Origin of the sequence: Bacillus sp. FSL W7-1354 (assembly GCF_038002405.1) — a bacterium.
In the GTDB taxonomy this organism is placed as follows: Bacteria; Bacillota; Bacilli; order Bacillales; family Bacillaceae; genus Bacillus; species Bacillus paralicheniformis.
Genome location: NZ_JBBOCL010000001.1, coordinates 2,441,828 through 2,466,155, shown reverse-complemented (window position 1 = coordinate 2,466,155; position 24,328 = coordinate 2,441,828). Strand labels below are relative to the sequence as shown.

The 24,328-nt window shown below is 47.7% G+C and carries 26 protein-coding genes; 19 read left to right on the top strand and 7 right to left on the bottom strand.

What is annotated here, in order from left to right; translation table 11 throughout:
* Positions 1–123: 123 nt before the first annotated feature.
* Positions 124–963 (top strand): FAD binding domain-containing protein, encoded by an 840-nt coding sequence (locus MKZ04_RS12650; protein WP_149169289.1) that lies wholly within the window; start codon positions 124–126, stop codon positions 961–963.
* Positions 964–1,089: 126 nt separating this feature from the next.
* Here the strand turns inward: MKZ04_RS12650 and MKZ04_RS12645 are convergent, their stop codons facing one another.
* Entirely contained in the window at positions 1,090–1,911 is an 822-nt protein-coding gene (locus MKZ04_RS12645) for an endonuclease I family protein (RefSeq protein WP_020452859.1), read from the bottom strand.
* A 79-nt stretch (positions 1,912–1,990) separates the two neighbouring features.
* Positions 1,991–3,037, bottom strand: coding sequence for an anthranilate phosphoribosyltransferase (locus MKZ04_RS12640; RefSeq protein WP_023856202.1), 1,047 nt, complete (start codon positions 3,035–3,037; stop codon positions 1,991–1,993).
* Positions 3,038–3,279: 242 nt separating this feature from the next.
* On the opposite strand from MKZ04_RS12640, the gene MKZ04_RS12635 reads away from it, so the two are divergent.
* Together MKZ04_RS12635 and MKZ04_RS12630 are read left to right on the top strand one after the other, a co-directional pair.
* Positions 3,280–4,686, top strand: coding sequence for a YfcC family protein (locus tag MKZ04_RS12635; RefSeq protein WP_023856201.1), 1,407 nt, complete (start codon positions 3,280–3,282; stop codon positions 4,684–4,686).
* A gap of 180 nt (positions 4,687–4,866) precedes the next feature.
* Positions 4,867–6,063 carry an MFS transporter gene (locus MKZ04_RS12630; protein ID WP_020452856.1) on the top strand — a complete coding sequence of 399 codons (1,197 nt, stop codon included), beginning with the start codon at positions 4,867–4,869 and terminating at the stop codon, positions 6,061–6,063.
* A gap of 100 nt (positions 6,064–6,163) precedes the next feature.
* Here MKZ04_RS12630 and MKZ04_RS12625 read toward each other — a convergent pair whose 3' ends face one another.
* Positions 6,164–7,762 (bottom strand): PucR family transcriptional regulator, encoded by a 1,599-nt coding sequence (locus tag MKZ04_RS12625; protein ID WP_025809816.1) that lies wholly within the window; start codon positions 7,760–7,762, stop codon positions 6,164–6,166.
* 164 nt (positions 7,763–7,926) lie between these two features.
* Between MKZ04_RS12625 and MKZ04_RS12620 the strand changes: the two genes are divergently transcribed.
* Together MKZ04_RS12620 and MKZ04_RS12615 are read left to right on the top strand one after the other, a co-directional pair.
* Positions 7,927–9,153: a pyridoxal-phosphate-dependent aminotransferase family protein gene (locus MKZ04_RS12620; protein ID WP_025809814.1), complete on the top strand. Its 1,227-nt coding sequence runs from the start codon at positions 7,927–7,929 to the stop codon at positions 9,151–9,153.
* 9 nt (positions 9,154–9,162) lie between these two features.
* Complete coding sequence (locus MKZ04_RS12615) at positions 9,163–9,297, top strand: hypothetical protein (protein WP_257007285.1); 135 nt, start codon at positions 9,163–9,165, stop codon at positions 9,295–9,297.
* 209 nt (positions 9,298–9,506) lie between these two features.
* Here the strand turns inward: MKZ04_RS12615 and MKZ04_RS12610 are convergent, their stop codons facing one another.
* Positions 9,507–10,091: a TetR/AcrR family transcriptional regulator gene (locus tag MKZ04_RS12610; protein ID WP_020452853.1), complete on the bottom strand. Its 585-nt coding sequence runs from the start codon at positions 10,089–10,091 to the stop codon at positions 9,507–9,509.
* Positions 10,092–10,179: 88 nt separating this feature from the next.
* Between MKZ04_RS12610 and MKZ04_RS12605 the strand changes: the two genes are divergently transcribed.
* The 8 genes from MKZ04_RS12605 (at position 10,180) to MKZ04_RS12570 (ending at position 16,962) form a co-directional block, all read left to right on the top strand.
* The gene (locus MKZ04_RS12605) at positions 10,180–10,713 is read left to right on the top strand and encodes a membrane protein (RefSeq protein WP_025809811.1); all 534 of its coding nucleotides are present in this window, start codon (positions 10,180–10,182) and stop codon (positions 10,711–10,713) included.
* A 130-nt stretch (positions 10,714–10,843) separates the two neighbouring features.
* A complete protein-coding gene (locus MKZ04_RS12600) occupies positions 10,844–11,695 on the top strand; it encodes a DUF72 domain-containing protein (protein ID WP_341046036.1) in 852 nt (283 codons plus the stop codon).
* 17 nt (positions 11,696–11,712) lie between these two features.
* Positions 11,713–12,534 carry a sulfite exporter TauE/SafE family protein gene (locus tag MKZ04_RS12595; RefSeq protein WP_025809806.1) on the top strand — a complete coding sequence of 274 codons (822 nt, stop codon included), beginning with the start codon at positions 11,713–11,715 and terminating at the stop codon, positions 12,532–12,534.
* Between the two features lie 19 nt (positions 12,535–12,553).
* Complete coding sequence (locus MKZ04_RS12590) at positions 12,554–13,909, top strand: bifunctional metallophosphatase/5'-nucleotidase (protein WP_341046033.1); 1,356 nt, start codon at positions 12,554–12,556, stop codon at positions 13,907–13,909.
* 79 nt (positions 13,910–13,988) lie between these two features.
* Positions 13,989–14,294, top strand: coding sequence for a YunC family protein (locus tag MKZ04_RS12585; RefSeq protein WP_023856194.1), 306 nt, complete (start codon positions 13,989–13,991; stop codon positions 14,292–14,294).
* Positions 14,295–14,361: 67 nt separating this feature from the next.
* Positions 14,362–15,138, top strand: coding sequence for a sporulation protein YunB (gene yunB / locus MKZ04_RS12580; protein WP_341046031.1), 777 nt, complete (start codon positions 14,362–14,364; stop codon positions 15,136–15,138).
* Positions 15,139–15,322: 184 nt separating this feature from the next.
* Positions 15,323–16,852 (top strand): sodium-dependent transporter, encoded by a 1,530-nt coding sequence (locus MKZ04_RS12575; RefSeq protein WP_341046029.1) that lies wholly within the window; start codon positions 15,323–15,325, stop codon positions 16,850–16,852.
* Entirely contained in the window at positions 16,849–16,962 is a 114-nt protein-coding gene (locus MKZ04_RS12570; protein WP_341046027.1) for a methionine/alanine import family NSS transporter small subunit, read from the top strand. The genes MKZ04_RS12575 and MKZ04_RS12570 overlap by 4 nt, the downstream gene beginning before the upstream one ends.
* Positions 16,963–17,008: 46 nt before the next feature.
* Here the strand turns inward: MKZ04_RS12570 and MKZ04_RS12565 are convergent, their stop codons facing one another.
* Positions 17,009–17,989 (bottom strand): M23 family metallopeptidase, encoded by a 981-nt coding sequence (locus MKZ04_RS12565; protein ID WP_023856191.1) that lies wholly within the window; start codon positions 17,987–17,989, stop codon positions 17,009–17,011.
* 237 nt (positions 17,990–18,226) lie between these two features.
* Between MKZ04_RS12565 and lipA the strand changes: the two genes are divergently transcribed.
* The gene (gene lipA / locus MKZ04_RS12560; protein ID WP_256163556.1) at positions 18,227–19,138 is read left to right on the top strand and encodes a lipoyl synthase; all 912 of its coding nucleotides are present in this window, start codon (positions 18,227–18,229) and stop codon (positions 19,136–19,138) included.
* Between the two features lie 53 nt (positions 19,139–19,191).
* Here lipA and MKZ04_RS12555 read toward each other — a convergent pair whose 3' ends face one another.
* Positions 19,192–19,809 (bottom strand): YhcN/YlaJ family sporulation lipoprotein, encoded by a 618-nt coding sequence (locus tag MKZ04_RS12555; RefSeq protein ID WP_020452845.1) that lies wholly within the window; start codon positions 19,807–19,809, stop codon positions 19,192–19,194.
* A 103-nt stretch (positions 19,810–19,912) separates the two neighbouring features.
* On the opposite strand from MKZ04_RS12555, the gene MKZ04_RS12550 reads away from it, so the two are divergent.
* The 3 genes from MKZ04_RS12550 to MKZ04_RS12540 are packed head-to-tail and all read left to right on the top strand — an operon-like array spanning position 19,913 to position 21,447.
* Positions 19,913–20,188 (top strand): YutD family protein, encoded by a 276-nt coding sequence (locus tag MKZ04_RS12550; protein WP_003184977.1) that lies wholly within the window; start codon positions 19,913–19,915, stop codon positions 20,186–20,188.
* Positions 20,189–20,215: 27 nt separating this feature from the next.
* The gene (locus tag MKZ04_RS12545; RefSeq protein WP_023856189.1) at positions 20,216–20,656 is read left to right on the top strand and encodes a DUF86 domain-containing protein; all 441 of its coding nucleotides are present in this window, start codon (positions 20,216–20,218) and stop codon (positions 20,654–20,656) included.
* Between the two features lie 20 nt (positions 20,657–20,676).
* Positions 20,677–21,447, top strand: a complete 771-nt coding sequence (locus MKZ04_RS12540) for a TIGR01457 family HAD-type hydrolase (protein ID WP_341046024.1) — start codon at positions 20,677–20,679, stop codon at positions 21,445–21,447.
* Between the two features lie 47 nt (positions 21,448–21,494).
* Here the strand turns inward: MKZ04_RS12540 and MKZ04_RS12535 are convergent, their stop codons facing one another.
* Positions 21,495–21,995, bottom strand: a complete 501-nt coding sequence (locus MKZ04_RS12535) for a phosphatidylglycerophosphatase A family protein (RefSeq protein ID WP_341046022.1) — start codon at positions 21,993–21,995, stop codon at positions 21,495–21,497.
* A 144-nt stretch (positions 21,996–22,139) separates the two neighbouring features.
* Between MKZ04_RS12535 and yutH the strand changes: the two genes are divergently transcribed.
* Entirely contained in the window at positions 22,140–23,150 is a 1,011-nt protein-coding gene (gene yutH, locus MKZ04_RS12530; RefSeq protein WP_341047136.1) for a spore coat putative kinase YutH, read from the top strand.
* Positions 23,151–23,240: 90 nt separating this feature from the next.
* Positions 23,241–24,203 carry a 2-hydroxyacid dehydrogenase gene (locus tag MKZ04_RS12525; RefSeq protein WP_328066835.1) on the top strand — a complete coding sequence of 321 codons (963 nt, stop codon included), beginning with the start codon at positions 23,241–23,243 and terminating at the stop codon, positions 24,201–24,203.
* The last annotated feature ends 125 nt before the right edge of the window (positions 24,204–24,328 follow it).

The following is a 24,328-nucleotide window of genomic DNA, read 5'->3' as shown; positions in this document are numbered from 1 at the left end:
AATTTTGAGAAAACCATCTGACTTTCTTCGTAGTGCATGCCGGTTTTTTTGAACGGCAGGTGTTCGGTTGAATCGGCCGCCTCTGATTCCCGAACAAATTTGGAAAGTAAAAGGAGGGTCGCCATGATCCAGTTTGACTTTGAGTATTACAGGCCCCAATCTGCGCAGGAAGCGGTAAAGCTCTTTCAAAGCTTGGAGCGCAAGGGCAAAAAGCCGGCTTATTTTTCCGGCGGAACAGAACATTTGATACCAGGACAGCTGAGTGTGATTCATCCAAATGCCGTTATCGATATTAAAGACATACCTGAGTGCAGAACTCTGCAATTTGAACGGCGCCACCTCGCTTTAGGCTCAGCATTAACATTGACAGAGATCACGGAAAACGGCGGCTTTCCATTGTTGAGCAAAGCGGTAAGGGAAGTGGCCGACCATACGGCGCGCAATAAGATTACGCTTGGCGGCAATATTTGCGGGCAGATCTTTTACCGCGAAGCAGTGCTGCCTTTTTTATTAACCGACAGCAAAGTGGTGACGATCGGAGACAAGGGGGAAAAGCGCTATTTGATTCACGACGTATTCGATCAGCAGCTGAAGCTGAACAAGGGAGAAATCCTCATTTTCCTTTTGATTGAAGAACGCTATCTTCATCAGCCTTTTGCAAGTATAAAAGTGAGGCAGCAATGGGATACGGGATATCCTTTGGCGACGATTTCAGCTCTTGAAATAGACGGACGCGTCCGCTGTGCATTTAGCGGTGTCTGCCCTTTTCCGTTTCGTTCATCAGAAGTGGAATCTGCGTTGAATGACGAATCGCTCCCTGTAGATCAAAGGGTGGAAAAGGCGATCAGCCGCTTTCCCGGCCCTGTTTTGGACGATGCGCAGGGTTCCGCTGAGTATCGCAAATTTGTCATCAAACATACGCTGTTTGACATTCTCGACATGCTGAAGAAGGAGACGTTTTGACAAGCGTTTGAATCCAATATTTGCAGGCGCGCGGGATACCATGAATTTGAACTGGCCCTAAAATCGGTGTGCTGAACAAAAAAAGAGAGGTTTAAAAAAAGAGCGCCGGGCAGGCGCTTTTTTTGTTCAATTCAAAACGCCTGAGCCCCAAATATCCTCCGCCCATTCAGGGTGATCAATGAATGGATTGCGGTTATGCTGGTATTGCTGATAGATGATGTCGTTCCGCTTTCTTTCAAGGGCATCGACAGGATCTTCATGGTGCCATTTCAATAAAACCGACATTTTTCCATGGTACGGTTTAGATCCGTTGTTCGTTGTGTCGTTCATTTCAAGATCCGGCTGGCCGTCGTCCCCTTCATAGCGGACCGCCATATAGAAAATCATTCTGGCGACATCGCCTTTAATGCTTTTGTCAGGTTCCCAGGAATCGCCGTCATAGCGGTTTCCGGGAGAACCGGGATAGGGGCTGCCGCCTTCGTCGAAATCAAGGTTTCCGCGGGCGGCGTTTACTTGCACATCGCTGGGCCTGAGATGATGCAAATCTGTTCCGGGTCCTTTGCTTGTTCCGAAATCACCGTGCGATTTTGCCCATACGTGCTCGCGGTTCCAATCGCCAGTTTGCCCCCCGTTCGCCTGTTTAGAGCGCGACTCTCTGGAATATAAGAGAATCACGTTATTTCGATTGGCCGGATCTTCGTCCGTTGCTTTCAGCGCTTCCCATACCTCGCTGTAAGAAAGCTCTCTATGATCGTCGATTGTGTCGTGAAGCGCTTGTTTTAAAGCTTCGCCTGTTTTGCCTTGCGCCTGTTCATAGTAATCCGCCGGAGCCGAGGACTGATGGGGCTGGACGTGTAAGGAAAACAACTGGAAGGCTTCTGCGTTTTGGGTGGGCGCGCACATCGCTGACAGCATCAAAATAAACGGTATGAGACACTTTCGGTTCATCTTTCGATTCCCTCCTTTTCATTTCTTCCATTATCCAATCTTTTCATGAAAAGGAAATATCATTTTGGTTACGGTTTTCTTACGGTCTTGTAAATGAAGCTTTCCACCTCTCGAGGGCTTCCAGGCCGGCTTTTTCTTTCAGCTGTTTTTCCGCCGTTCGGACGCCTTCTTCAATGGCCGCGCAGTGTCCGAACAAATAATAGCGCAATGCGGTATTCATGATGACTTGTTTTCTTTCGTATTCGGTATCGGCCGATTCATCTCCGGCGAGAACGGCCGTTATTTTTTCCGCCTGTTCCTCAGCAGACAGCGGTTTGTTGAGCTTTGCTTCATCTGCGTAAAGCCCGAATTTTTCCGGCTTTAATATAAAGGAATCGATCACGCCGTTTTTTATCGTAAACACAAAGCTGCCTCTGTGGACCGGTACGTCTTCCGAGCCTTCCGCCCCCTGGACAATGAACACTTCTTTGTACGTCAAGTGCTGAAAAACGGGATGCATTTTCTGAATGGCCGTCCGGTGAAACGCGCCAATCATGAGCTTGTCGGCATCAGAGAAGTTGACCAGTTTTTCAGCTGTATTCAGCACGGTGCGGATGCCGATCTCTTCGCGAATTTTCCTCATCCGAACAAACGGTTTGCAAAATGTTTCGGCGGCTGCGAATCCGATTGAGGCCTCTTCCAGTGAGTGTGCCGTTTGCGCAGGATCAGTCTCAGAGGGGATTCCGAGTTTGTCTAGGACATTTTTTACACTCGTTCCATATTTGGGCGGCAATGCATCACTGCCGTGGAGAAACACGGGGACTCCGTTTCCTGCGAGAAGGAGCGAGGCGGGAATGGTTGCTAAAAAAGAATGTCTTCCTGTGTAAGGTCCCGCAAAATCGATGACCGCATCTTTTACAGCTTTGGAAAGGTTCAGTGTTTTCGAGCTGTTCCGCAATGCTTCGGTAAACGCGAGCAATTCCTCAGGGGACTCTGTTTTCATCCGCTCCGCTATTAAGAATGCGGCGGTCTGGACGGGGCTGGCATTTCCCGTAACGATCGCTTCTGCAGCCTGTTTGGCCTCTTCATAAGTTAAATCGCGGGCGCCCCTTTTTCCTCTTGCGACTTCTTTAATCCACTGTTGCAATGTGAACTCTCTCCTTTACATGCTGATCTTTCTTATGACTTTACATGAAAATGCAGAAAAGGAACAGTCGAGATTGTCGGCTTAATACTTGATAGAAAATATGACGATTTTCTGGATTGGCCGTGTAGATTTAGGTATTTTAACTGAAAACATGCTGAAATTTAGAGGATTTTTCAATGCGATTAATGCTGTAATCATTTAATATGTTAAAAAAGTTAACATGGAAAAGGGGATGATCGAAAATGGGAATGCCGGCTTACAAAACAGAAGACGTGAACAAGAAAGAAAAAAGCAAAAAGGAATTTCCGCATATTTATGTCATTCTGGCTGTCATGATTGGTCTAATGGCGCTTATGACATATGTGATTCCGGCGGGCGAATATGAACGGGTGGAAAGTCCGGACGGCAGGGAAATGATTGATCCGGCGTCCTACAAACGGATCGAACAGACGCCGGTTGATATCTTGGGGTTGCTTACGGCTGTTCCGAAAGGGATGACAGAAGCGGCCCCGATTATCGTGTTTACATTTGTGATTGGCGGCGCTTTTGCCGTTCTGCGGAAAGCGTCTGTCATTGAGCTCGGTGTCCGTCTGCTGGCGGGTCAGTTCAGGAACAAACCGGTTTTCGTTACACCTGTTTTAATATTCGTTTTTTCCGGCATTTCCTGTTTTATCGGGACGCCTGAGCTTTCCATCGTTTACGTCCCTGTCATTCTTCCGCTGCTGCTGTCTTTCGGATATGACCGGATGACAGCAGCAGCAATTGCGTTGTGCGGGACGATCGCCGGCTTTACGAGCGCTTTGACAAACCCTTTTACCGTAGGAACCTCACAAATGATTTCCGGTCTCCCGCTTTATTCAGGGATGGGGTACAGGGCGGTCATCTTTGTTGTCATTACGGCGATTGCCGCTGTATATGTGCTCAAATATGCGGAAAAGGTCAGGGCGCATCCTGAAAAAAGCCTGACGGGGAAAGAAGCAGTAGAAGCGGTGCCTGCTTTTAAAGCAGGCAGACGGGTGAAATGGGCCGGTATCGCGGCGCTTGGGTTGTTTGCCGGCTTGATTGGCTGTGTCATTTATTTCAGGTGGGATATGCTGACAATGGCGGGCTATTTCCTCGCGCTCGGCATCATTCCTGCTTACATTGCCGGCATGAGCTCGAGAGACATTGCCGAGTCCTTTAATGAGGGCTTTAAAGAAGTGCTCGTCGGGGCGATGATTTGCGGCATTGCAAGAGCTGCTGCGGTCGTTATGGCCGACGGGCAGATCATGGATACGATTGTTTACGGCTTGTCTCATGCGGTCTCACAACTTCCTTCTTATTTAACGGTTACGGCGATGCTTTTCACACAGATGCTGTTTAACTTTTTTGTTCCAAGCGGAAGCGGACAGGCTTTAATAATGATGCCGATTATGGCGCCTTTGGCTGATATTGTCGGAATTACGCGGCAGACGGCAATTCTGGCTTTCCAATTCGGCGACGGTTTTTCAAACATCGTCTTTCCGACATCGGGTTACTTTATGGCGACGCTTGCGATCAGCCGGATTGCCTGGAACAAGTGGCTGCGATTCATCCTTCCGCTGTTTTGCCTCTGGATGGGAGCGGCCGTGCTTTTCCTGCTGTTTGCTAACGCTGTCGGCTGGTCGTAAATGGATAAAAAGGCGGGGGAATCCTCCGCTTTTTTATTTTCCCATCATTCCTTCAGAAGAAAAAATATGCAAAAATATGAAAAAACTAGACTTTGAACCTATCTGTGGATATACTAATTTAGTAATTGATCGAATTTAAGATTGTCCGGTATTATCGGGCTTTAAGGAAGGTATCCGCGGATGAAAAAAATGGCCAGATTGTATATTCTCATGCTGAACGTGTTCATCGTTATGCTTGGTATAGGCTTGATTATTCCACTCATGCCTACGTTTATAGAAGAATTCGGCGCGTCAGGCAGCACGCTCGGGTTGCTGATTGCGGCTTCGGGAATTACCCAGCTGCTGTTTTCGCCCGTTGCCGGGGAAATGACCGATAAATACGGAAGACGGAAAATGATCATTTTAGGCATCGGTGCGTTTGCGGTTTCCCAGTTGCTTTTCGCCTTGGCGAGCCAGATGTGGCTGCTGTTTGTTTCCCGCCTTCTCGGCGGAGCGGGAGCGGCGTTTTTGGTGCCGGCCATGTTTGCCTACATCGCCGACATCACATCGGAAAAGGATCGAAGCAAAGGGATGGGGCTGATCAGCGCCGCGATGTCTCTCGGCTTTGTCATCGGTCCGGGAGCCGGCGGATATTTGGCTGCGTACGGGCTCACTTTTCCGTTTTACGTGTCAGCAGGATTAGCCGGCTTGGCGACGGTTTTATCGCTTTTTGTCCTCCCGGAAACGCTCAGTCAAGAAAAGATGCTTGAAAAGCGCCGCTCCGCTCAAAAGCGCGAACCGCTTCCTAAGCAAATGGCGCGCGCGCTGCGATCGCCGTATGCTTTTCTGTTTGTCCTCGTGTTCATCCTGAACTTCGGGATCATGAATTTTGAGGCGGTATTCAGCCTTTATGTCGATCATAAGCACGGCTTTACACCGGGAGACATTGCCTTTGTCATTACAGCGGCAAGCTTGATCGGCGTGTTCGTCCAGGCGGTGGCCCTCGGGATGCTGACGAACCGCTTCGGCGAAAAAAAGCTGATGAACATGACGCTGATCGGTTCAGCCGCAGCGCTTGCCGTCTGCTCGATTGCCGGTTCGTACTGGCTCGTTTTCGGTGCAACAATTGTTTTCTTCATGCTGACGTCCATCCTCCGTCCGGCGATTAATACGCTGATTTCAAAAATGGCCGGTGATGAACAGGGCTTTGCCGCAGGCATGAACAATGCGTTTATGAGCCTTGCCAACATTGTCGGACCGACGGTGGCCGGTCTGTTATTCGATGTGAACGTGGAAATTCCATATATTTTTGGTGCGGTCGTTCTCGTGCTCAGCTTTTTGGCGGCAGTCAGCTGGGGGCGGAAGCAGCAGACGCGCGCAATTCCCGAAAAAGTATAAGGGAGCCGGCACATATGCCGGCTTTTTTCTATGGTGAATGTCTAATCATCAGCAATGCCGGTATGGCTTAACTTTCTCCGGTTGCTGTTGTTGGAGTTTCTCACAATCCAAGCAGCATTTGAATTCTGAGCGCCAGTCTCAAGCGCAGGGTTGTGTCCGCATCTTTCAGGCTTTTCCCGAGCAATTCTTCGCATTTTTCAAGCCTGTAGATGACTGTGTTTCTGTGGACATACAGGCGCTTGGCCGTTTCAGAAATCTGACAGTGCGTTTCCAGATAGACGGACAATGTTTGCAGGAGCCCCTGGTCATCCTTCGGCAGGCTGGCAAGCTGATGCAGTGCATGCGTGTAAAATGTCTTCAAATCATCAGCCGGAATCATGCGTAAAAGCTCAGAGACGTCTTTCATATGGTACGTCTGGATGAACTCGGTGCTGCCGGACAAATGGCCGGAGTGGAGCGCGTCGACGGCTTCTTTGCAAATGTGCGGAACGTCGCTCAGCTGATGGCTGAGGTTGCTGATTCCGAAAGAGATTGTCCGCTGAAAGTGCTCCGCTGCATGACGCTGAAACGTCTTTAAAAATCCGCCGACGTCTGCATTCAGTTCAGCCCAGCTGTCCGTCGCTTCGGCCAGCAGGAAGCAGACATTTCCCTTTGTGAAAAGGTGCGGAGGGAACGGAAAGTCAACCAGCTCTTCTTCCAGGCGTTCGAACACGGAATCTGATTCAAGCTGATTTTCCGTGAAGCTGAGCGATTTTTCGCGGCGGTCCAATTTGCCCGCAATGCACACATATTTTTGATCCCACTTGAGCTGAAATTCTTTGGCCCGGTTTTTAATTTCTTCAGCAGAGGAAAAGGCGCCGTCCAAAAAATTGCTGAAAAACTCGTTCCGTGCTCTTCGCAAATATTGTTTGAGCGCATTTTCCTTCAGCAGCTCAAAGGCGATGACATTGGCGGCTTGTTCGAGGGTTAACAGCAAGCCTTTGTCTGAAGGGGAAATCATCCCGCAGACAACGAGGAAGCCGCATTTTTTTTCATGAGTATAGATCGGAAATACCGAATAGGTTTGTTTGTCGGGAAGCGTTGAAAAACAGGTGAGCCCCGTCCTGTTTCCTTTTTGAAATATTCCTTCATAATGCGACAGCGTCCCGGCGGCATCCGCTTTTGAGGAGGCGATCGGCTTGAGATGCTGATTGAAAAGAAGAACGGGAAGCTTCAAAACAGCAGAGACGTTATGCAAGAGCGATTGAATGCTTTTTCCGCTCATAATATGGGTTGTGAACTTTTTTTGGGCGGTAATGGCCTGTTCGAGTTCTGCCGTCCGTTTGTCCAAAATATGGCTCAGTGTATGATTGACAATATCACCGAGGCGGACATCTTTATTTAGCTCGATGATCGGAAATGACCGCTCGTCGGCAAGCTTGATCACCTCGTCGGGTATTTTCTGCAAAAAGCGCGTTTTGATGCCGAGTCCGGCGCAGCCCCGCCTGATCATCCTTTCAATCAATTCCTTCAATAAAAAAGGCCGGTCCTTTAAATGGTATGCGGTCGTGACGAGGAGCTCGCCGTGATGCAGATAATCGGCAATATCTGGCGCATCCATCATATTGATGTGTTCGATGTTCCGGGTCCCTCCCGTTTTTCCGGCGGCAAGCGTTGCGCCTTTAAACACGGGGAGTTTCATCATGTCATAGATATTCATTGATCTGTACAGACCTCCTTTGTCATTTTAGTCATTATCAACAAAAAATGAGCGGATTTGTGACATTTATGCCGATGTTTATTTTTCATGTTACCAGTAAACTTGTATTTATATAGAGAGTTGTAAAGAAATATAACAAGAAAAAAGAAAGGAAGTTTCTTCACATGACAATTGGCGAAATGAATATTCCGAAACGGACAATTATGACTCCCGGTCCTGTCGAGGTTCATCCGAGAGTGCTGAGGGCGCTTTCCTCACCTGTACTGGGACAATTCGATCCTGCATTTACAGACATGATGAATGACGTCATGGCGCTGCTCCGGCAGATTTTCCGAACGACAAATAAATGGGCATTTCCGATAGACGGGACATCGCGGGCCGGGCTTGAAGCCGTCCTTGCCAGTCTCATCAAACCGGGGGACCGGGTGCTCATTCCCATTTTCGGACGGTTCGGCTATCTGCTGGCCGAAATTTGCGAACGGTACCGGGCTGATGTTTATACAATGGAATGCCCGTGGGGAGACGTTTTTGAACCGAAAGATATCATCTCCGAAATCAAACGGACGAAACCGGAGATCGTCGCGGTTGTGCACGGCGAGACGTCAACGGGATGCATTCAGCCGCTTGAAGAAATCGGCCGGGCCTGCCGGGAGCTTGATGTGCTTTGTGTAGTCGATGCGGTGGCTACGATCGGCGGCACGGATGTCAATACGGATGAATGGTGCCTTGACGCGGTCGTCGGAGGTACGCAAAAGTGTTTATCCGTTCCTTCCGGGATGGCGCCGATCACATTTAACAGCCGGGTTGAAAAGCGCATCAATGAAAGGAAAAAGGTAGAACGTGGCATTGCCACAAGAGAAGATATCGAGCTTGAAACAGGACGCTTGCCGATTTCCAGCAATTATTTTGACCTCGGCATGCTGATGGATTACTGGAGCCCGAGGCGCCTCAATCATCATACAGAAGCGACTTCGATGCTGTACGGTTTGCGTGAAGGAGCGCGGGTCGTTCTTGAGGAGGGGCTCCGCGAGCGGTTCTCAAGACACCGGCTGCATGAAGCAGCGCTAATCAAGGGCATCAAAGCGATGGGTCTCGAATTGTTTACGGAAGGCCGGAAAAAGCTGCCGACCGTCACTTGTGTGAAAGTGCCTGATCGGGTTGACGCGGACCTTGTCAGGAAGATGATGCTTGACGACTTCGGCGTCGAAATCGCCAGCTCTTTCGGACCGCTGGCCGGAAAGATATGGAGAATCGGGACAATGGGGTACAGCTGCCGAAAAGAAAATGTTCTTTTTACATTGGCTGCTCTCGAAGCGGTTCTCATTCGCACAGGTGCTTCAGTATCGCCGGGAAATGCGCTTCAGGCGGCTCTGGATTTCTATCATGAGTAGGCTAATCTCATGAAAACGTTTGACTTGCTTTTGAAAGGCGCTTCCGTCGTGAGCCCGGAAGGCGTAAGAAAAACTGATATCGGCGTCGGCGGGCTGATTGCTGTGCTGGGCGTGCTTGACGGCAGTGCGTCAATACATTTTTAAGGCAGACGAAAGAGAAGCAAAAGCGGTTCACTGAAGCGCAAAAAGCAGCCTGTGATCAGGCTGTTTTTTGTGGGATGACCAGAAAAAACAATTTTGCGACATCCGTGAGAATCTAAAACAAGAGAATTAATCAAAAAAAGCAGGCTGAGAGGCCTGCTTTTCCGTGGTTTTGTGTAAGTCTCTTTTGGTGCAATCCGATCGATCTGTGTCTATTCCAACGATCTTAAATAACCGGCCAATACAGAATCGATCATTTCAGCCGTCAGCCTTTCAGGGGCCATGATCAAATGAAGCGCCAGCCCGTCGACAAGGGCGTACAGGTGCTCGGTTTCCTTTAGAACATCGATCCCCGGTTTGGCGCCGGTATTCACCAGCATTTCAACAGCCGATTTACAGGCTGAATAAATGCCTTCATTCATCTCCTTTCTTAACGGTTTGAGCTCCGGATCGCTGAGCGATTTGGCCGTAAATGCATACCATGCCTCCATTTCCAGTTTTCGCTCCTCATCAAGAGGCATAAGCTGAAAAAGAAGCTGTTTGACGTTCTCAGCCGGTGTACCGTTAAATGTCATGCTCTCAATCCGCGTTTTGACCCGGTTTGCCACAAGCCTCATTGAATAAATGAAAAGCTCAGACTGTTGAGGAAAATAATGGCGCATCGATCCGGCCGAAAGTCCGGCTTCCTTAGCGACATTTCTGACGGTGCAATGTTCAAGTCCATCTCTGTGAATCACATTCCACACCGCTTCGGCAATTTTTTCTTTTTGTTTTTCGTGATCAACTATTTTTGGCATACACACATTATAACACGGGTGTATTATTTAATACATATGTGTTATAATTTTTTAGTACAAATGTGTTAAAAAGAGAGGCGGATAAAAGGTGATTGGTTTATTGATTATAGCTTGTGAGATCGGTTTTTGGATTTTTATTCTGCTTGGCCTTATTTTTCGCTATATGGCAGGCTGGAAAAAGGCTGGTTTGATCATGTTTGCATGCACACCGGTTTTGGATTTGCTGCTTTTGGCTGCAACGGCGCTTGATCTGTACAATGGGGCGCAAGCGGATGTTTTGCACGGCCTCGCCGCCGTTTATATCGGCGTCAGCATCGCGTTCGGAAGCCGCATGATCAAATGGGCGGATGAAAGGTTCGCCTATCGCTTTGCCGGCGGTCCGAAGCCTGACAAAGGCCCGCAGTACGGCAAGGAACACGCCAAAAAAGAGCGCAAAGGCTGGTTGCGGCATTTTATCGCATGGCTGATCGGGGCGGCGCTGCTGGCCGGGATGCATCTGTTCATCGGCGACCCGGAAAGAACAGAACCGTTAATCAGCATCGCTTCTTTATGGTCGATCATCCTTGCCATCGATTTTCTGTACAGTTTCAGCTTTACCCTTTTTCCGAAGAAAGCCCGTTAAAAGAAGCCGGACATCCGGCTTCTTTTTCATGTTCAAGTATTCCGCCGCTGAAAAAGGAAATGCTACAAGCAGACCTGGATCAAGTTTTCGAAAAAAACCTGTGATAAACTAAAGGAAGAGGTGAACTGCATTGATTTATATTGGATTAACAGGATGGGGGGATCATGACAGCCTGTATCCGCCCAAGACAAGCAGTCAAAACAAGCTGATCCACTATTCGGCGCATTTTCCGATCGTCGAGCTTGATGCGAGCTTTTACGCGATTCAGCCCGAGCGGAACAATGAAAAATGGGTGAAGGAGACGCCGGAAACCTTTCAGTTTATCATTAAGGCATATCAGGGAATGACGGGGCATCAGCGCGGGGAAATCCCCTTTGAAACGAAAGACGACATGTTTGCTGCTTTTAAGCTTTCGTTAACGCCATACATAAAAGCGGGCAAGCTGGCGATGGTCCTCTTTCAGTTTCCGCCATGGTTTGATTGCAAAAAAGAAAACGTCAATTACTTAAGATGGGTAAAAGAGAAAATGGGAGATATACCGTGTGCGCTTGAATTCAGGCATCGGTCATGGTTTATGCCCCAGTTTTACGACAAAACGCTCGCTTTTATGGAGGAACAGCAATGGATTCACAGCATTTGCGATGAACCCCAGGCGGGCGAAGGCAGCATACCGACGGTTCTTCATGCGACTGACAGCAGGAAAACGCTCGTCCGTTTTCACGGCCGCAACAAGGAAGGCTGGTTAAGGCTGTCTTCCGGGCAAAATTGGCGTGAGGTCAGATATTTATATTTATATAATGAACAAGAATTAAAAGACTGGAAGAAAAACCTTGAGCTGCTTGAACAGCAGTCGAAAAACGTTTACGTGCTGTTTAATAACAATTCAGGCGGTGATGCGGCTCAAAACGGGAAGCAAATGAAGGAGCTGCTCGATATTGAATACAAAGGGCTTACGCCAAGGCAGCTCGATTTATTCAGCTAGAAAAGAGGACTTATTTTATGGAATATCTTATTTTGCTCATACTCGGATTTATCGCGGGAACCATCGGCAGTCTTGTCGGGCTCGGCGGAGGGATCGTCATCGTTCCCTCGCTCCTTTTTCTGGCGGGGCTGCCGACGCTCTTTGACCATGTGACACCGCAAATGGCGGTCGGCACATCGCTGGTTGTCATCATATTTACAGGGCTTTCTTCAACGATTGCGTATATGAAGTATAAAACCGTAGATTATAAAAGCGGTCTTATTTTTTTCATCGGCTCGGGGCCGGGCAGCATCGCAGGTGCCCATGTATCGACATATTTCAGCTCAGACTCGTTTTCTCTATGGTTCGGGATTTTTATGATTCTCATTTCCCTTTCCTTAATGATAAAGAAAAGGGTGAAACCTGCCGAGAAAAAGCATACGGGCGTTATCAGAACGTTCACAGGGGATGAAGGACAGGAATATACGTATTCATATCATCCTTTAGCCGGAATCGCGATCGCCTTTGTCGTCGGCTTCCTCGGCGGGCTTTTCGGCATCGGGGGCGGCTCGCTGATGGTGCCGGCGATGATTCTTCTGTTTTTATTTCCGACAAGGGTCGCCGTTGCGACATCGATGTTTATTATTTTCCTTTCATCTGTCGCCGGCTCTGCCGGCCATGTCATCGCGGGCCATGTCAACTGGCTTTATGCGCTCGCATTGATCCCGGGCGCCTGGTTTGGCGGACAGCTCGGCGCCTACATTAATAAAAAGATGCAAACAAAGACGATCGTATTGATCATGAGGTTCGTATTGATCATCATCGGAATCAGATTAATCTATCAAGGCGTGTTTAGTTAAACGTTAGGGAGAGATTTGCATGACGGAAAAGCTCCATATTTACCATACGAACGATTTGCACAGCCATTTTGAAAACTGGCCGAAAATCGTCGATTATATTCAGACACAAAGACAAAAACATGAAGAGCAGGGGGAAGAAGTGCTTTTGTTCGACCTCGGCGATCATGTCGACAGATTCCATCCGATATCTGAGGCCACCTTCGGAAAAGCGAATGTGGAGCTGTTGAACCGTCTGCAGTATGATGCTGCAACGATCGGAAATAATGAAGGAATTACACTGCCGCATCAGGAGCTGGATACACTTTATGACAACGCACAGTTTCCTGTCGTTGTTTCCAATTTGTTTGACGAAAAAGGAAAGAGGCCCGGCTGGGCAGCACCGTATGTGCTCAAAAAGGTGAAGAGCGGCGCAACTCTTGCCATTCTCGGTGTGACAGTCCCGTATTATCCGATCTACCGGCAGCTTGGCTGGACGGTTGCAGACGCATTTGAAAGCATCGGCGAGATGCTCAGTGAAATCAAAGAAAAAGCCGATACTGTCATTCTTCTTTCACACCTCGGCATTTTGGATGATCAGCGCGTCGCGGAGGCTTTTCCCGAAATCGACCTGATTCTCGGCTCCCACACCCATCACCTGCTTGAAGAAGGGATGATGAAAGACGGCGTTATGCTGGCCTGCGCCGAAAAATACGGGAACTATGTCGGTCATGTTGAACTGACGTATAACGGAACGCTTGAGAACATCACAGCAACCGTTATGAAGACGGCACAATGGAACGAAGAATCAGAGGAGACGATTCGTTTTCTGAAGGAAAAAGAGAAAGAAGCCGGACATCTCCTTGAAGAAGAAATTGCGGCATTGGACAACACCCTTGAAACCGCCTGGTTCCGCAGAAGCGCCCTTCCGCAAATGCTGGCAGACGCCTTAAAGGAATGGTGTGAGGCGGAAATCGGAATGGTCAACTCAGGCATTGTACTGGAGTCTCTATCACAAGGCCCGGTGACGAAAGCGGATGTTCACCGCATCTGTCCGCATCCGATTAATCCGGTCAAACTGAAGCTGACGGGACGTGAGCTGAAAGAGGTCATCTTCCATGCATCATCGGAAGAAACCGAGAAACTGCGAATTAAAGGGCTCGGTTTTCGCGGCGAAGTGATGGGGAAAATGCTGTATGCCGGCCTTGACCCGGAAAAGCTCTCTGTCAACGGAGCGGACATTGAAGATGATGCGTTCTACACGATCGCCACGATTGATATGTTTACACTCGGAACGCTGTTTCCGGCGATCCGCGATGCGGAAGATATCGAGTACTTTATGCCTGAATTCCTGCGCGATCTGCTCGCCTGGAAGCTTAAAAAAGCAAACCGGTTCTAATACAGATGCTTTAAGATTCGGGGTAAACCGGAACATGTCTCCCGCTTTATCATACATTAATGGTAAAGGAGGGATCGCGATGGTAAATTTAACTCCGATTATGATAGAAGATCAGCCGTTTACGGCTGTAACGGTCAAACTGCCGAAAACGAACTTTATGGCGGTAACCAATGACCATGGATATATTATGTGCGGAGCGCTTGACGTCGCCCTGCTGAATGATAAATTAAAAGAACGGAAAATCGTCGCCGCCAGAGCCGTCGGCGTGCGGACGATCGATCAGCTTCTCGAAGCACCGCTCGAATCTGTAACCGATGCGGCCAGAGAGCTCGGCATCCATCCCGGAATGAGCGGAAAAGAAGCCCTTTTAAAAATGGTGAAATAAAGTTGTCTGATTGAATCGTATATCCCCTCTTACAAGCATACACTTGTGATGTAAGGGGGGATTTTGCTTGCGAAGATTTCGCGGCCCTCTGTCAAAAAGAGGACCTTTGCCTTTTCGATATGTCATGCTGCTTTCGTTTGTATTTTTTATTTTTTCAACGGCCATCAGCCTGTTGATCATCAACTCATCCATCAAACCGACGCTTCTGAACATCGCTGAAATGGAAACGAACCGGATTGCGACGCACGTCATCCAGGAAGCTGTCGAGGATTATATGAACCAAGATGAAAATGTGCAAAACATGGTCGAAATGAAGACAAATGAAAACGGGAAAGTAACAACGATCAATTTCAATTCCCATGTTGTTCGCGATATGCAGACCAAGATTACGAAACGGCTGCATGAAAATTTGAAAGTAACGGAAACAGAAGAATTTAATTCTTCTGCGAAAACGCCGGAAGACAAGAGTGATGGCGTGATTTATCAAATTCCTCTCGGCCAGACAACGGGAAATTCCCTGCTTGGAAACCTCGGGCCGAAAATACCGGTGCGCTTTAATGTTGTAGGAGATGTTTTTACAGATTTCAAAAAAAGTGTGGAACCGTACGGAATTAATAATGCATTAATTAATATTGGGATTCTTGTCGAAGTCAAGGTCCGTGTCGTCATACCGTTTGCGACAAAAACGGCGGTTGTTAAAAATACGATTCCGGCAACGATTCAAGCCGTGCACGGCGAAGTACCCGACTTCTACAGCGGCAACGGCAGCCAGACGGCGCCATCGATTCAAATCCCTTCAAAGGATGAAAAAACAGAACAAAAAAAGGAACAAAATAAGCAATGATTTCCAGGCGTTCTGCACACATCAGGCAGAATGCTTTTTTTTTGCGTCCTGGAAACAGAATGTGTCTATTTTCTTAAAAAAATACTTTGACTTAGGCAAAAAGACTGTATATACTATTCAATAATAATAATTGTTAGAAAATTCATTGTTTTCAGATGTTTCAATAAGGTAAAGGAGGAAGCTTATGGATAGTCGTCCGCAATGGGGAACAAGAGCGGGTTTTATTTTAGCAGCTGTCGGTTCTGCGATCGGTTTGGGGAATATATGGAGGTTCCCGGCTGTAGCTTATGAAAACGGAGGAGGCGCGTTCTTTCTGCCATATTTGTTCGCGCTTTTGACAGCAGGAATCCCTCTTCTCATCATGGAATTTACAATCGGCCATAAATACAGGGGCTCAGCCCCGCTATCCTATGCCCGGATGGGGAAAGGAAAGGAGTGGATCGGCTGGTGGCAGGTCGCCATCTCATTTGTCATCTCGACGTATTATGCCGTGATCGTGGCATGGGCCATTTCTTACACTGTCTTTTCTTTCAATTTAGGCTGGGGTAAATATACAGAAAATTTTCTAATGACTGAATATTTAAACAGAGTTGATATTGGAGGGGGAGCCATCGGGCAATTCGGAGGCTTCGTGCCGGGCGTCCTGATTCCGCTCGCGATTGTCTGGATTGTTTCCTTAGGCATTTTATTTGCCGGAGTCAAAAAAGGAATCGAAATTGCGAACCGCATCTTCATTCCGCTGCTTGTGGTCTTATTTTTAATCATCGTCATTTATTCGATTACACTTGACGGGGCTGCTCAAGGGCTGAATGCGTTTTTCACGCCTGATTGGAGCCAGATAACAAACGGAAAAGTTTGGGTGGCGGCATACGGCCAAATTTTCTTCAGTCTGTCGATCGCGTTTGCCATCATGATTACGTATTCCAGCTATTTGCCGAAAAAATCCGATGTTACAAACAATGCGTTCATCACCGGCTTCGGGAATTCGTCGTTCGAGCTGCTGGCCGGGATCGGGGTATTCAGTGCGCTGGGCTTTATGGCCGCGCAGCAAGGCGTTCCAGTCAAAGAGGTCGTCTCTTCCGGAATCGGTTTGGCGTTCGTCGTCTTTCCGCAAATCATCAATGAGTTTCCGGCGTTTAATGTGCTTTTCGGATTTTTATTCTTTGGTTCGCTAGTTTTGGCAGGTCTGACGTCTCTCATTTCGATCTCTGAAACATATGTTGCCGCGATTCAGGATAAATTCAACGTTCCGCGGCGGAAAGCCGTCCTGTTCGGTGGAGGGGCTGCTGCAATGTGTTCGCTCGTATTTGCGACAAAAGGCGGGTTGTTCTTTCTCGATGCAGCCGATTACTTTATCAACAATTTCGGAGTGGCGCTTGCCGGATTGATCGAAGTCGTTGTGATTGCATGGTTTGCGAAAGAGCTGAAAGCTTTGCAGGCTCATGCCAATTCGGTTTCCGACATTCAGCTCGGCGCCTGGTGGAGAATCTGCCTGAGCGTCGTCACGCCGATTGTTCTGGGGTATATGATGTTTGATAATATCAAGACGAATATCACAACGGCCTACGGTGATCTGCCGGTAGAGTTTCTCCTGAAATGGGGATGGTGCGTCGCTGTTGGAGCGATCGCAGCCGGATTTATCCTTTCACTTTCAAAATGGAAGAACGAATTGAAATATACGCCATTTCAACAGGACAAGGAGGTTTCCTCATGAACGGCGCATCTATAGCAATGATGGTTATCGGCATCGTCATTATTTGGGGGGGCTTGGCCGTAAGCATCATCAATGCGGTTGTGAAAAGCAAGAAAAGCCAAGCCGGTTAATCTCTGAAAAGAAGACATCCCTATTCTTCTGAAATAGGGATGTCTTTTATTTTTTCTTTCGAAGCTCTTTCCGTTCCCATGCCCTTAAATGAGGATAAGGGTCAAAAGACCATTCGGTTCTTCCGTTGTCTTTATACATGCCGTAGTGAAGATGGGGCGGGAATTTTCCCGATGTCCCCGGCGGCCCGTATCCCGTTGCTCCGACCGAGCCGATCACTTGGCCGGGTTCGACGATTTCTCCCACTTTCAAGCCTTTTGTGAATCCGTTCAAATGAGCGAAATAATGGTACGTATTGTTGATATCTCTGATTCCGATCCGCCAACCGCCGAAACGGTTCCAGCCTTTCATTTCAACAATACCGTAGCATGTCGACCGGACGGGGAGGCCATAATGGGCGAACAAATCCGTCCCTTCGTGAATCCGCCTGCCCCCGAATCCGCGGGCATCTCCCCATGTGCTTCTATAGCTGTAATCTGATCTTACGGGAAGAGGAAAGGCGTGCTTGCTCAAATCAATGTGGCCGTATTTTTGAAAAAGCCTGATAAAGCCTGATATGATGCCGACCGTCTGATCCCTTTCGTAAAACTCCCACAGGCCGATGCGGATATTTTCTATGTCTCTTCCGTATGTCAACAAGTATTGTCCAAACGTATAAAGGACGTCTTCATCCTGATCCGGTTCCGCCAGTCCGTCTCCGTTTCCGTCCATTCCAATTCCGTCAAAAACCTTGATGCTGAGCGGCGATGTATCTTTCGGGTTGGGGTTTTCAGGTCCGCTCCACACGCTTTGCGGAATATATATCCCGGTGTGCCCTTTTTGCTTCGGCAAGTCCTTGCGGTTTTTGCGGATGTTGATTTCGTATTGGTCGACAGCCGCGAAAACATACCAAGGAATATGGGTTGCAGCTTCTGTTTTATGATAAAGGGCCATTCTCTTTTGCAGATCGGGCTCTTTTTTCTCCTTTGCAAGAGCGCACGGCTGCGATATGAGCAAAAGGAGGATGAGAACGGATAATACAGCTTTCACAGTGTCCTTAGCTCCTTTCAGTTTGAATACGGTTAGTTTGTGACATCTGCGGAAATCGATAATAAGAAAATGTTAGAAATTCCATCTTGACTAATCAAGCTCTTGTTCACAAATCTGTACTATGTTAAAGTGACTAAAGATGAAGATTTAGCAATTTTAATTTAAGCGGTTCCAAAGCAGAGGGACACATCCGGCGCTATGTCACAAATTTCGTATTGAACATGACTACAATCCACAATGGAGATGATGGAATTGGCAAAGAAAGACGAGCATCTAAGAAAGCCCGAATGGCTTAAGATCAAGCTGAACACAAATGAAAACTATACGGGCTTAAAAAAATTAATGCGGGAAAACAACCTCCATACGGTCTGTGAAGAGGCGAAATGCCCGAACATCCACGAATGCTGGGCCGTCAGACGTACCGCAACCTTTATGATTCTCGGATCTGTCTGTACGAGAGCCTGCCGCTTCTGTGCGGTGAAGACGGGGCTGCCGACAGAACTTGACTTGAATGAGCCGGAAAGAGTCGCGGATTCTGTGAGCATCATGAATCTGAAACACGCGGTCATTACAGCCGTTGCCCGTGACGATTTAAAAGACGGAGGAGCAGGGGTATTCGCTGAAACCGTACGCGCCGTCCGGAGAAAAAGCCCGTTTACAACAATCGAAGTTCTCCCGTCTGACATGGGCGGAGACTATCATAATTTGAAAACGCTGATGGATACGCGTCCGGATATTTTAAACCATAATATTGAGACGGTCCGCCGCCTGACGCCGAGAGTCCGTGCGAGAGCTACATACGAAAGATCATTGGAATTTTTGCGCCGCGCCAAAGAGATGCAGCCGGACATCCCGACGAAATCCAGCATCATGATCGGCCTCGGCGAAACAAAAGAAGAAATCATCGAAACAATGGACGACCTTCTTGCGAACAACGTCGACATCATGGCAATCGGCCAGTATCTACAGCCGTCCAAAAAACATATTAAAGTACAGAAATATTACCATCCTGACGAGTTTGCCGAACTGAAAGAAATCGCCATGGAAAAAGGCTTCAGCCACTGTGAAGCAGGGCCGCTCGTCCGCTCTTCATACCATGCCGATGAACAGGTGAATGAAGCGTCTAAAAAACGCCAGGCACAGGCATAACATTGGATGAAAAAACGCCAGCCGTTTGCGCTGGCGTTTTTCTTATTTTCAGGTCAGGATTCGGTCGCTTTTCCTTTTCCGTCAAGGCCGTTTTCATCTGTACCTGTCGTTGTTTTGCCTTGCGGTGATTTTTGCATTTCCTTAATCGTATCGGCCATCAGCTGATCAACGTTTCTTGAATTGGCTCCAAGCCGGCTGAAGTTGGCGACGGATTGCATCATATCCGGATCATCGGAAATATAGATGTGGTAATACCTCGGAATGACGGATGCCGCCGTCTTTTTAACTTGGTCAGCCGTCTGTTCGCGCTGCCCAGAGTCCGTTTTGTACACGACAAGCGCTTCTTCGTCTGTCACAAGTGCTGAGGCATCTTGAATATTGGGAAGCTGAACCGTTAAACTAGATATAATATGCGCCATTTCTTCCCGATCAATTTGAGGCGCCTGCATTTCTTCCTTGTTTGCGACTGGAGTTGCCTGATGGCGCGCATATCCGAATCTGCCTTTCCGGTTGTCATTTCTGAACTTTTCATGATATTGAGGGTTCTTGTCTGCAACGTGAACGGTATTTCCGTCTTCGTCATATATATTGTGTTCGGTATCATTTAAGGCTGTCTGGCATCCTGCTAAAGGCACCGCCAGCAGCCCTGCTAAAAGAATTTTTTTATTCATTCTGCTTTTCCTCCTCTTTTATAGCTTTTCCAACGGGGAGGATTTATTCTTAGCAATTGATGGCGGCACGGGTTTGAATTATCATATAAAAGAGGTGAAAAGAATGATTGTCGTTCAGAACGCTGCATTTGAAGTCGTCAAAGATGTGAAAAACGGTTTTAACGAAGAAGCGTTTAAAGCCAGATACTCCGACATTTTAAATAAATATGACTACATCGTCGGGGATTGGGGATACAGCCAGCTGAGGCTGAAAGGCTTTTTTGACGATCAAAATCAAAAGGCCACATTTGATACGAAGATCAGCACGCTTGATGAATATATTTACGAGTACTGTAATTTCGGATGTGCCTACTTTGTTTTAAAACGTCTGCGAAAATAAGCGATCATAAAAGGGGATGCTCTGATGATGTATTTTGTCGATCGACACAAAATCGAAAACACGCTGAACTTCCTGGAAGAGGAGCTGCGGCTTTATCAAACACAGGAGGAATGGACTTCCGACGTCGAAAAAAAAGCGCTCGAACGAATCGGCCACACGCTGATCGAATGTATATTGGATATAGGGAACGATATGATTGACGGCTTTATTATGAGAGATCCTGGAAGCTATGACGACATTATGGATATACTGACCGATGAAAAGGTTGTCAGCCAAGCGGAAGGCGACAGTCTGAAACATTTGATCGCCTATCGGAAGACATTGGTTCAAGACTACTTGAATGTCAACCATGAAGAATTGGACATGCTGCTCAGCAGGCATGCGGAAACGCTTGAGAAATTTCCGGCGCGGATCCGCGATTATTTAAACCATGAGCTCGGTCCGGTATCCGCATTCAAACCGCACTAAACAAAACTGGAGTGTACAACATGAAAACATACAAAGGATACTTAATTGATCTGGATGGAACAATGTACAAAGGGACGGAAAAAATCGAAGAAGCATGCGAATTCGTAAGGAAGCTGAAAGAACGGAGCATCCCGTATCTGTTCGTCACTAACAACTCGTCGCGCACGCCGAAGCAAGTGGCGGACAAGCTTGTTTCATTTGATATTCCGGCCGAAGAGAGCCAGGTATTCACAACCAGCATGGCGACCGCCAATTTTATCGCCGAACAAAAACCGGATGCTTCCGTATATGTGATCGGTGAGGAAGGCATCCGCCAGGCCATTGAGGAAAAAGAACTGGCATTCGGCGAAGAAGACGCCGACTTCGTCGTCGTCGGTATCGACCGCGGCATTACATACGAAAAGCTAGCCGTCGGTTGCCTTGCCATCCGCAACGGCGCTACATTCATCTCGACTAACGGCGATATCGCCATTCCTACAGAAAGAGGACTATTGCCGGGCAATGGTTCTCTCACGTCAGTATTAACCGTTTCTACGCAGACAGAGCCTATTTTTATCGGCAAGCCGGAGCCGATCATCATGGAGCAGGCGATGAAGGTGCTCGGCACAAATATCAGTGAAACGCTGATGGTCGGTGACAATTATGATACGGATATTATGGCGGGAATGAATTCCGGGATGGACACGCTTCTCGTTCATACGGGCGTGACCAAAAAAGAACACCTTGAAGCCTACCAGGAAAAGCCGACATATGTCATTGATTCTTTAACAGACTGGATGGATCGCATCTAAACCGCAAAAAAACACTTGTCTTTTAAGGACAAGTGTTTTTTAATGGCTTATTCCGCATCTTTTGCTCGATGCGCCAGTCTGCTGGATGCGGCTGCCGCAATCGCTCCGACGATATCATCCAAAAACGTGTGGCATTCGCCTGTTGATTTAAGGTTTAAACGTGCGAGCACTCCCGGTTTGATTTTATCGATATATCCATAGTTTGTATAACCGATTGATCCATACAAATTCACAATGGAGAAGGATAAGATTTCATCGACGCCGTACAAGCTTTCATCTGTCTCGATTAAGGTTTGGAGCGGTTCCATGAGCTTTCTTTGCTCACCAAGCATATCCAATTGAATCCCTGTGATCACGGCGTTTTGAACTTCGCGTTTTTTCATGACCCGGTTGACATTCTCTTCACATTCTTCTTTTGTCAAGTTTGGATGATATTTCTTCTGTAGTACGTAGACAAGATCAGCAATATCCGAAATCTTGACGCCCCGTTTCTCAAGCCATTCTTTTGCTGCTGTTTCGATTTGATGCATGCTGTTGTTTTCCGGCATCATTTTCACCCAATCTTTTTTTACTTAGTGTATACAAACAACCTTAAAAATGTAACGATTTTAGAACTCTTTTTCCGAATCGATTCATAATCGAATCCCTTCATGATTACGATGTGTAGAAGGAGAAAAATTTATCAGGAAGTGATGTCCGTGAAGGAGCTGATCAAAGAAAAATTCGGAATCCATATTCGCGATCTTACTTCATACTTGTCTTATCAGGCTTTTCATACCCCGAATTCGATGTTTTTGATCGTCCCGGTATCCCACTTGAGTCAGGATGAGCTGGCGGAATTGTTTAGTATGAGTCAGTATTTGCAAGAACAGCGCGACCCATACGTTTCATCTTTTATATTGACAAAGGACGGGGAGATGACATTTGAGGACAATGGCGCCTCATATGTACTGCTTCAAGCTGCTCCCCGCATGACAAACAGCTCCGTTTCATTTGGGGCGGAGCTGGCTGAATTTCATCAGAAGGGAAGAGGATACCCTTATGAGGTAAAAGAAACCTCGCGGATTGGGCAGTGGAAAGAACTTTGGGGGAAACGGCTCGACCAGCTGGAACAATTCTGGATCCAAAAAACGCAGGCAAGACAGCTGCAGCCTTTTGAAAAACATTTTATCGAATCGTTTCCTTATTATCTCGGTTTAACCGAAAACGCGATTCAATATTTGGCCGATACCGAATTGGATGATCAGCCGCAGGCCGCCGACTCCGGGACGATTTGCCAGCAGCGGCTCACCTGCGAGGCTTTAAGGCACGAGCCGCTTATTAAAATCCCGATGGAATGGGTGTTTGATCATGCGGCCAGGGATCTTGCGGAATATGCCAGAAGCTTGTTTCACGAAAGGAAAAACTTCAATGACATCGCATTGTTTTTTCAGCAATACGAACAAGCCGCGCCGCTTTCCTCATTTTCTAAACGGCTGGTGTACAGCAGGCTTCTGTTTCCGCTTCACTATTTTGAAACGGTTGAAGGGTATTATATTTCTCCTGAATCAGAGCACCATTATTTTGAAAGCAGACTCGACCATTTATTGTCTCAAGCGCCGGCTTATGAGCAATTTCTAAATGGCTTTCAAGAAATGGCGAGCATGAGAGCCGCAGGATTTATGAGCATGCCGCCTGTCAATTGGCTGAAAAGGACACCATAGACGCCGCGGTGTTCTTTTCTTCATGTTAACATTTCCGGATTTTTTCGATATGCTTGGTTGGAAGCTACTCTTAGAAAGGAACGAGGCAGCATGGACAAACCGTTTGTATATGTAACGAGAAAATTACCGGAAGAACAGCTTTCTGCGTTAAAAGAAGAAGCCCGTATTGAGATGTGGGAAAAGGAAGAAGAACCGTGCCCGCGCGCCGTTCTGGCGGAAAAAGCAAAAAAGGCGCACGGACTGTTGACGATGCTTTCCGACACAGTTGATGAGGAGCTTTTAAAAGGTGCGCCGCATTTAAAAGTGGTGGCCAATTTGGCGGTGGGCTATGACAACCTCGATGTGGAGGCTGCGAAAAAGCATGGCGTCATCTGCTGCAACACGCCCGGCGTGCTGACAGAGTCAACGGCAGATTTGACGTTTGCTCTGCTGATGGCATCCGCGCGCAGAATCGTCGAGGCAAGCGACTGGATTAGACAAGGTAACTGGACGGGCTGGGGGCCGCTGCTTTTGGCCGGAGCGGATATCCATCATAAAACGATTGGCATCGTCGGGATGGGGAGCATTGGACAAGCCGTCGCCCGGCGGGCGAAAGGCTTTGGCATGGAGATTTTATATCATAACCGCACCCGCAATCCCGAGGCGGAAGCCGAACTGGGGGCAACTTATCTATCCTTTGGCGAACTGCTCGAACAGGCGGATTTTGTGGTATGCCTGACGCCTCTGACTGAGGAAACGAAGCATCTGTTTAACCGCAGCGCATTCAAAAGGATGAAGCGCTCCGCTATTTTTATCAACGTCTCAAGAGGACAGGTTGTCAATGAAGACGATTTATATGAAGCCCTGATCGAAAAAGATATTGTCGGCGCAGGACTCGACGTCTTTGCGGAAGAACCCGTGCAGCAGGATCACCCGCTCGCCAATCTGCCGCAAGTGACCGCGCTGCCTCACATCGGCAGCGCCACTGTCGAAACGAGAGAAGCCATGATGAGGCTTTGTGCGGAAAATATTGCGCTTGTCCTGGGAGGGAAGCCGGCAAAGACCGGGATTTGACATTTCTTCCGGCCGGCCTGACGGGTCGGAAGATTTTCTCACAAAAATATTTCTGAATATATAGAATCTTATTATATCAATGTATAAAGCGTTTTCATGATTTGTTTTTCAGCAAATGTCATCTT

Coding starts and splice junctions, on each gene's coding strand:
- MKZ04_RS12645 (WP_020452859.1), bottom strand. CDS start 1,911: ATGAACCGAAAGTGTCTCATACCGTTTATTTTGATGCTGTCAGCGATG.
- MKZ04_RS12595 (WP_025809806.1), top strand. CDS start 11,713: ATGGAATATCTTATTTTGCTCATACTCGGATTTATCGCGGGAACCATC.
- MKZ04_RS12535 (WP_341046022.1), bottom strand. CDS start 21,995: ATGCCGGAAAACAACAGCATGCATCAAATCGAAACAGCAGCAAAAGAA.
- MKZ04_RS12525 (WP_328066835.1), top strand. CDS start 23,241: ATGGACAAACCGTTTGTATATGTAACGAGAAAATTACCGGAAGAACAG.
- MKZ04_RS12545 (WP_023856189.1), top strand. CDS start 20,216: ATGTATTTTGTCGATCGACACAAAATCGAAAACACGCTGAACTTCCTG.
- yutH (WP_341047136.1), top strand. CDS start 22,140: ATGTCCGTGAAGGAGCTGATCAAAGAAAAATTCGGAATCCATATTCGC.
- MKZ04_RS12585 (WP_023856194.1), top strand. CDS start 13,989: ATGGTAAATTTAACTCCGATTATGATAGAAGATCAGCCGTTTACGGCT.
- MKZ04_RS12650 (WP_149169289.1), top strand. CDS start 124: ATGATCCAGTTTGACTTTGAGTATTACAGGCCCCAATCTGCGCAGGAA.
- MKZ04_RS12620 (WP_025809814.1), top strand. CDS start 7,927: ATGACAATTGGCGAAATGAATATTCCGAAACGGACAATTATGACTCCC.
- MKZ04_RS12550 (WP_003184977.1), top strand. CDS start 19,913: ATGATTGTCGTTCAGAACGCTGCATTTGAAGTCGTCAAAGATGTGAAA.
- MKZ04_RS12575 (WP_341046029.1), top strand. CDS start 15,323: ATGGATAGTCGTCCGCAATGGGGAACAAGAGCGGGTTTTATTTTAGCA.
- MKZ04_RS12625 (WP_025809816.1), bottom strand. CDS start 7,762: ATGAATATCTATGACATGATGAAACTCCCCGTGTTTAAAGGCGCAACG.
- MKZ04_RS12610 (WP_020452853.1), bottom strand. CDS start 10,091: ATGCCAAAAATAGTTGATCACGAAAAACAAAAAGAAAAAATTGCCGAA.
- MKZ04_RS12555 (WP_020452845.1), bottom strand. CDS start 19,809: ATGAATAAAAAAATTCTTTTAGCAGGGCTGCTGGCGGTGCCTTTAGCA.
- MKZ04_RS12570 (WP_341046027.1), top strand. CDS start 16,849: ATGAACGGCGCATCTATAGCAATGATGGTTATCGGCATCGTCATTATT.
- MKZ04_RS12590 (WP_341046033.1), top strand. CDS start 12,554: ATGACGGAAAAGCTCCATATTTACCATACGAACGATTTGCACAGCCAT.
- MKZ04_RS12635 (WP_023856201.1), top strand. CDS start 3,280: ATGGGAATGCCGGCTTACAAAACAGAAGACGTGAACAAGAAAGAAAAA.
- MKZ04_RS12540 (WP_341046024.1), top strand. CDS start 20,677: ATGAAAACATACAAAGGATACTTAATTGATCTGGATGGAACAATGTAC.
- MKZ04_RS12615 (WP_257007285.1), top strand. CDS start 9,163: ATGAAAACGTTTGACTTGCTTTTGAAAGGCGCTTCCGTCGTGAGCCCG.
- lipA (WP_256163556.1), top strand. CDS start 18,227: ATGGAGATGATGGAATTGGCAAAGAAAGACGAGCATCTAAGAAAGCCC.
- MKZ04_RS12630 (WP_020452856.1), top strand. CDS start 4,867: ATGAAAAAAATGGCCAGATTGTATATTCTCATGCTGAACGTGTTCATC.